Annotated in this window: 8 protein-coding genes, 1 tRNA gene and 1 pseudogene; 9 read left to right on the forward strand and 1 reads right to left on the reverse strand. The window is 59.0% G+C overall.

Features of this window, described 5'->3' with window-relative positions; all coding sequences use genetic code 11:
• Positions 1 to 134: pseudogene (gene tuf, locus ACN0X0_RS23025) on the forward strand (elongation factor Tu); the annotation flags it as partial.
• A gap of 167 nt (positions 135 to 301) precedes the next feature.
• On the opposite strand, the gene ACN0X0_RS23030 reads toward tuf, so the two are convergent.
• Positions 302 to 1,345, reverse strand: coding sequence for an NAD-dependent epimerase/dehydratase family protein (locus tag ACN0X0_RS23030; RefSeq protein WP_417281142.1), 1,044 nt, complete (start codon positions 1,343 to 1,345; stop codon positions 302 to 304).
• 109 nt (positions 1,346 to 1,454) lie between these two features.
• On the opposite strand from ACN0X0_RS23030, the gene ACN0X0_RS23035 reads away from it, so the two are divergent.
• From ACN0X0_RS23035 to ACN0X0_RS23070, 8 genes are all read left to right on the forward strand, one after another.
• Positions 1,455 to 1,991 (forward strand): TetR/AcrR family transcriptional regulator, encoded by a 537-nt coding sequence (locus ACN0X0_RS23035; RefSeq protein ID WP_417281143.1) that lies wholly within the window; start codon positions 1,455 to 1,457, stop codon positions 1,989 to 1,991.
• Between the two features lie 88 nt (positions 1,992 to 2,079).
• A tRNA-Trp gene (locus tag ACN0X0_RS23040) sits at positions 2,080 to 2,155 on the forward strand.
• A 107-nt stretch (positions 2,156 to 2,262) separates the two neighbouring features.
• On the forward strand, positions 2,263 to 2,463 hold the full coding sequence (secE, locus tag ACN0X0_RS23045) for a preprotein translocase subunit SecE (protein ID WP_226554754.1): 201 nt from the start codon (positions 2,263 to 2,265) through the stop codon (positions 2,461 to 2,463).
• A 37-nt stretch (positions 2,464 to 2,500) separates the two neighbouring features.
• A complete protein-coding gene (locus ACN0X0_RS23050; RefSeq protein WP_417281144.1) occupies positions 2,501 to 3,076 on the forward strand; it encodes a pyridoxamine 5'-phosphate oxidase family protein in 576 nt (191 codons plus the stop codon).
• A gap of 161 nt (positions 3,077 to 3,237) precedes the next feature.
• Positions 3,238 to 3,777 carry a transcription termination/antitermination protein NusG gene (gene nusG, locus ACN0X0_RS23055; RefSeq protein WP_167601407.1) on the forward strand — a complete coding sequence of 180 codons (540 nt, stop codon included), beginning with the start codon at positions 3,238 to 3,240 and terminating at the stop codon, positions 3,775 to 3,777.
• 120 nt (positions 3,778 to 3,897) lie between these two features.
• The gene (gene rplK / locus ACN0X0_RS23060; protein WP_417281145.1) at positions 3,898 to 4,347 is read left to right on the forward strand and encodes a 50S ribosomal protein L11; all 450 of its coding nucleotides are present in this window, start codon (positions 3,898 to 3,900) and stop codon (positions 4,345 to 4,347) included.
• Positions 4,347 to 5,045, forward strand: coding sequence for a 50S ribosomal protein L1 (gene rplA, locus ACN0X0_RS23065; RefSeq protein WP_417281146.1), 699 nt, complete (start codon positions 4,347 to 4,349; stop codon positions 5,043 to 5,045). Before rplK ends, rplA begins: the two co-directional genes overlap by 1 nt.
• A 239-nt stretch (positions 5,046 to 5,284) precedes the next feature.
• Entirely contained in the window at positions 5,285 to 5,692 is a 408-nt protein-coding gene (locus tag ACN0X0_RS23070; protein WP_417281147.1) for a hypothetical protein, read from the forward strand.
• Positions 5,693 to 5,871: the final 179 nt, after the last annotated feature.

Genomic DNA, 5,871 nt, shown 5'->3' on the forward strand with positions numbered 1-5,871 from the left:
TGATGCCTGGCGACAACCTGAAGTTCACGGTTGAGCTGATCGCACCGATCGCGATGGAAGAAGGCCTCCGCTTCGCGATCCGCGAAGGCGGCCGGACTGTTGGTTCGGGCGTTGTGTCCAAAATCCTCGCTTAATCGGGTCGAGTTTCTGTAAGAAACTCTGACCGGTGGGTGGCAGTGTCTTTTGCTTGCAAAAGATCACGAGAACCCACTCCGGTGAAGTTAAAGTGCTAGAAGGCTCCGCTGCGGCGGGGCCTTTTCTTTTGCAAAGGCAATGAGAGCCCGAGGCCGGAGAGCCGCTCTCACGCCGCCGCCTTCACAGCCCAGCCCGCAACCAACCCACGCTCCAAAATCGATGCCGTCATATCCAGAATCGACTGCGCGCCTGCGATATGTCTGCGTCCCATCAAACCCTCTGCCCGCACCGTGTCGAACCGGGGTCGATAGCCCAACTCGTTGAGGTTGGCGCGAATGTCGCCGTCGAACAGCCCCATGATCCGCACGAGCCAATCCGGCGCGCTGCGCAGCGGCAGTTTCGACCGTAGCTCCGGGTAGGCTTGCGCCACGGTTTCGGCGATTTCGCGCACAGACATGGGATCGAAGCCTGCCGGATGGCGTTGCCCTTCAGAGCTGGGGGCGGTCATCGCTGCGACGTGGATGCGGGCGAGGTCGCGCACGTCGGAGATGTTGAGGTGCAGGTTGGGCGCCATCGGAAACCCGCCCTTGAGCATGCGCAACAAAACCGCGCCCGACACGCCCGGATCATTGTCGATCAGCGGCCCGGTGATAAAGCCCGGCTGTACCGTGGCGAGTGACAGTTCCTCGGCCTTGGCGATCTCCCAGGCGCGGCGTTCGGCATAGGTTTTCGATTGGCCATAGGCGCTGAGGCGGCCGCTTTCAGGGTCGGTCCATTGGTCCTCCTCAACGTAATTTGGTCGTTCAGGCCCAAGCCCGTAATTCATCGTGATGATCGAAGAGGTCAGAACCACGCGCTCCATCCCGGCGCTCAACGCAGCGTGCAGGGCGCGCTCTGTGCCTTTGACGGCGGGGCGGATCAGGTCCTGTGGGTCTTTCGGCATGGTGGTGACGAAAGGCGAGGCCGCGTGGATCATAAAACGGGCATCTTTGGCCGCCGCCTCCCAGCCGTCATCGGACATGAGATCGAGCTGCACAAAGGAGAGGCGGGCGGTGTCGGCGCCTGCACGGGCAAGGGCTGCGCGCGTGGTCTCGGCGCGGGCGGGATTGCGCAGACTTCCGCGAACATGGTAGCCGGAATTCAATAGATCGAGCGCCAGGTGGCCACCAAGAAATCCGGTGATGCCTGTGAGAAGGACGGTGTCTGTCATGAGCTGTCTCGCTGAGAAATATGAAGTGAACGGATTGAACGTTAATCGTTCATATCGTAAAGTCAAGCCATGAGGTTTGACCAAACTAAGGTGCGCGATGCCAGAAGAGATGACACAAGACGCAACCACGGTGAAAATCCTCGACGCCTCTATAGGGTTGTTCATGGAAAAGGGGCTGCGTGGCACCTCCATGGAAGCGGTGGCCAAAGCCGCCGCCGTCGCAAAGCCGACGCTCTACGCGCGTTTCAAGAATAAGGACGAGCTTTTCGCAGCTGTGGTGCTCTGTGTGATCGCCCAGCTCGAAGAGGTGGTGGCCGCCGAGTTGGACAAAGACGGCAGTGTTGTCGACCGCGTTTCTGCGGGACTGCGGGGGAAATACGCTGTGCTCAATGAGATGCTCGGAACATCCCCCCATGCGGAGGAATTGATCACGGCGCCAAAACGGCTGGTGAGCGATTCTTTTACCGCGTTTGAGGCCCGGCTGCGCACCCGGATCGCGCAGGTCATTGCAGAGCAAAGCCCCGATGACGCAGAACGTCTGGCGCATCTGGTGATCGCCAGCGCCGATGGCATCAACCGCTTGGGCACGGGGCCAGAGGCCATCGCAGCGGATGTCGACCTGATGGTGTCCAAGCTTCTGGCTTGAACTTGAGGCCGTCTGAGGAATTCTGAGCGCGCAGTTGAAAACGGGCTTGCAAAGGCCGCATAGCTTGTCTATCTCCACCCTCGGCCTTAGGGGTATAGCTCAGCTGGTAGAGCGACGGTCTCCAAAACCGTAGGTCGCGGGTTCGAACCCTGCTGCCCCTGCCATTTCCTCCAATCTCGATACGATCTGAGCGTGAGATGTGCTGTCGGGCTTGAAATTACCGCGCAGCTCGCGTATCTGCGCCGGGTACTCAAAGCATCAGGACAACAAGATGGCCACGAAAACCAATCCGCTTCAGTTCATTCAGCAGGTGCGCGCTGAGGCGTCGAAGATCGTTTGGCCGACACGTCGCGAAGTGATGTTGACCACTGTGATGGTTTTCATCATGGCCTCTCTGACCGCGACGTTCTTTTTCCTCGTCGATCTCCTGATCCGCAACGGGCTTCAGGCCTTCCTCAACCTGTTCGGGTGATCCGGCGCCTGCTATAAGGGCCTCGAGGAGGTCCGTTATGGCAAAATTTTTCGACAGCATCCCCAATCCTCTGCGTCGCATGGTCGAACGTCAGAGGATTTTCTTTGTCGCCACGGCGGCGGCTGGCGCGCGGGTGAATGTTTCGCCGCGGCCCACCGCGGAGACCCTGCGGATCACCGGGCCGAATGAGCTGATCTATCTCGATATGACTGGCTCTGGCGCCGAAACCGCCGCACATTTGAAGGCGGACGGGCGCATGACGGTGATGTTCTGCTCCTTTGAGGAGCAGCCGATGATCGTGCGGTTTTTCGGCACGGGGCGATCGGTGTTCAAGGGCACGGAAGAATACCAAACCCTGCTCGACACTCATTTCGACGGAAGGGAATTGCCCGGCGCGCGTCAGATCGTCGTGCAGACGATTGAGCAAGCGCAAAGCTCCTGTGGCTATGGGGTGCCGTTCTTTGAGTACGAGGGCGAGCGCTCGACCCTGAAAGACTGGAGCGCGCGCAAGGGCGACGCGGGGATCGCGGACTACCTCGAAGAAAAGAACCTTGTGTCGCAGGACGGGTTGCCGACGGGTCTGGAAGAGGTCGCAGAGGCCCTAAAGGGTTGAACTTACGGCCCTGAGCGTATAGAGCGAGCGCACTCCAAGAGACGGGCGTGCAGCGATTCGAGTTGCGCGCCGCTTTATTGTTTCAGGGAGTTGCGCGTAAGCGTTTGGAATTTAACGACATCCGGTCCGAAGGGCCGGTGAGATGAAAAGGCAAAGGCACCATGGCGAAGCGTTGGTATTCGGTGAGCGTTCTCTCGAACTTCGAGAAAAAAATCGCCGAAGCGATCAAGACGGCCGTGGAAGAAAAGGGCCTGCAGGATCAGATCGAAGAAGTTCTGGTGCCGACCGAAGAGGTCATCGAGGTGCGCCGGGGCAAAAAGGTGACGACCGAGCGTCGCTTCATGCCGGGCTACGTGCTTGTGCGCATGGAGATGACCGACCAGGGCTATCACCTGATCAACTCGATCAACCGCGTGACCGGGTTCCTGGGGTCTTTCGGCAAGCCGATGCCGATGCGTGACAGCGAAGTCGAGGCAATTCTGGGCCGTGTCCAGGAAGGCGCCGAAGCCGACGCGCCGCGTAACACCATCACCTTCGAGGTGGGCGAACAGGTCTCCGTGGCCGAGGGCGCTTTCGAGGGCTTCGATGGCATGGTCGAGGAAGTGGATGACGCCAACCAGCGTCTGAAGGTTTCCGTGTCGATCTTTGGCCGGGCCACCCCGGTCGAGTTGGAATTCACTCAGGTCAACAAGACGGCCTGAGCGAGCGCCTGATCTTTCAGGCATCACTTGTGGGAGAGGCGGTCCGCGCGCGGATCAAATCAGACCACACAACGTAGTCGTCACGAAACGCGTTTCGTGACAGTTGAAAAGGAAAAGCCAATGGCTAAGAAACTCGCAGGTACGATGAAACTGCAAGTCCCCGCCGGTGCAGCGAACCCGTCCCCGCCCGTGGGTCCGGCGCTGGGTCAGCGCGGCATCAACATCATGGAATTCTGTAAGGCGTTCAACGCCAAGACGCAGGATATGGAGCCCGGCGCACCGTGCCCGACCGTGATCACCTACTATTCCGACAAATCCTTCTCGATGGACATCAAGACGCCGCCGGCTTCTTATTACCTCAAGAAGGCTGCTGGCCTTAAGCCGGTCGGCAAGCGCAACCGCCCCAAAGGCGCTGCTCTGCCGGGTCGTGAGACCGTCGCTTCCGTCACCATCGCGCAAGTGCGCGAAATTGCAGAAGCCAAGATGAAAGATCTGAACGCCAACGACGTCGAAGGCGCAATGCAGATCATCGTCGGCTCCGCGAAATCCATGGGCATCGAGGTGAAGTGATGGCGAAACTTGGCAAACGTACCGCTGCTGCCCGTGAAGCTTTCGCTGGCAAAGAGAACATCTCCGTCGAGGAAGCTGTTGAGCTGATCAAAGCCAACGCGACCGCAAAATTCGACGAGACCGTTGAAATCGCGCTGAACCTCGGTGTCGACCCGCGCCACGCTGACCAAATGGTCCGCGGCGTTGTGTCTCTGCCGAATGGCACGGGTAAAACCGTCCGCGTTGCTGTGTTCGCTCGTGGCCCGAAAGCCGACGAAGCAACCGCTGCTGGCGCAGACATCGTGGGCGCAGAAGACCTGATGGAAACCATTCAGGGCGGCACCATCGAGTTCGATCGCTGCATTGCGACCCCGGACATGATGCCGATCGTTGGCCGTCTGGGTAAGATCCTCGGCCCGCGCAACCTGATGCCGAACCCCAAAGTTGGCACCGTGACCATGGACGTCAAAGCGGCTGTTGAAGCTGCCAAAGGCGGCGAAGTGCAGTTCAAGGCGGAAAAAGCCGGTGTTGTGCACTGCGGCGTTGGCAAGGTGTCCTTCGACGCGGCCAAACTTTCCGAAAACATCCGCGCGTTCGTGGATGCGGTTCAAAAAGCCCGCCCGACTGGCGCCAAAGGCACCTACATGAAGAAGGTCTCCGTGTCTTCGACCATGGGTCCGGGCGTGTCCATCTCCGTGGACTCCGCGACTGGCAACTAAGTCAGCGTATCGCGACTGCGATGCGCGTCGGGCAAAAGAGTGCATTTCAAAGAAATGCATGATTGCCTTTAGACTTAGCTTGAGATTTGAGAGGCGCTCCGAAAGGGGCGCCTTTTTGATTGGTTCGATGTTTTGGACGGCGAGGGATTATGGCGAAGAGGGCGAAAAGGCGCAGGCAAAAAACATATGAGCCCTCGCGCTTTCTGACGGGGGCGCTGCTGGGGTTTACCTGTCTGGGGTTGATCTTTGCGCTGATCGGCGTGCGCATCTTGATGCACCCGTCACTGTATCTTCAGCATGCGCGCGAGGTGCCGGTGGAGATTGTTGCGATCTTGGATAAGAACACGATGCAGGCGCGTAGGGCGTCTTTTCTCAAGCTGGCGGCTTTGAATGCGGAAGGGGAGCGTGTCGTCTACTACAATAGCTACGCGCGACTGAGGTGGCCCTATCGCCCGCAGCAGGTTGTGGAGGGCTACATTGACGATGCGAGTGGTCGCATTGAGACGCCGCTGACGCTTTATGGCGGCAGTCGGCTTGGTGGCGGATTGTTTTTTGTGCTTGGCAGTCTTGCCGCCTTTCTTTGCGGGGCGGTATTTGTCTATGATATTCGAAATCGGATCCGTGTACGGCGGCTCAGCGACGGGTGAGGGGCTTAACCCTTGCACTCCCCATTAATCTCCCCTAAACACCATCCTGCATCCCAGCGTGCGATTCGTCGTGCGCTGTTTTGCGTTTCGTCCTAGACGGTGGGTGTTGGTGAGTTGACTGACATAAATCCTGCCTGAGACGGGAAGACGACAAGTTTCTCCGCAGGCTAGACCTCGGG

The sequence above is a fragment of the Celeribacter sp. genome (assembly GCF_048270365.1).
Taxonomy (GTDB): domain Bacteria; phylum Pseudomonadota; class Alphaproteobacteria; order Rhodobacterales; family Rhodobacteraceae; genus Celeribacter.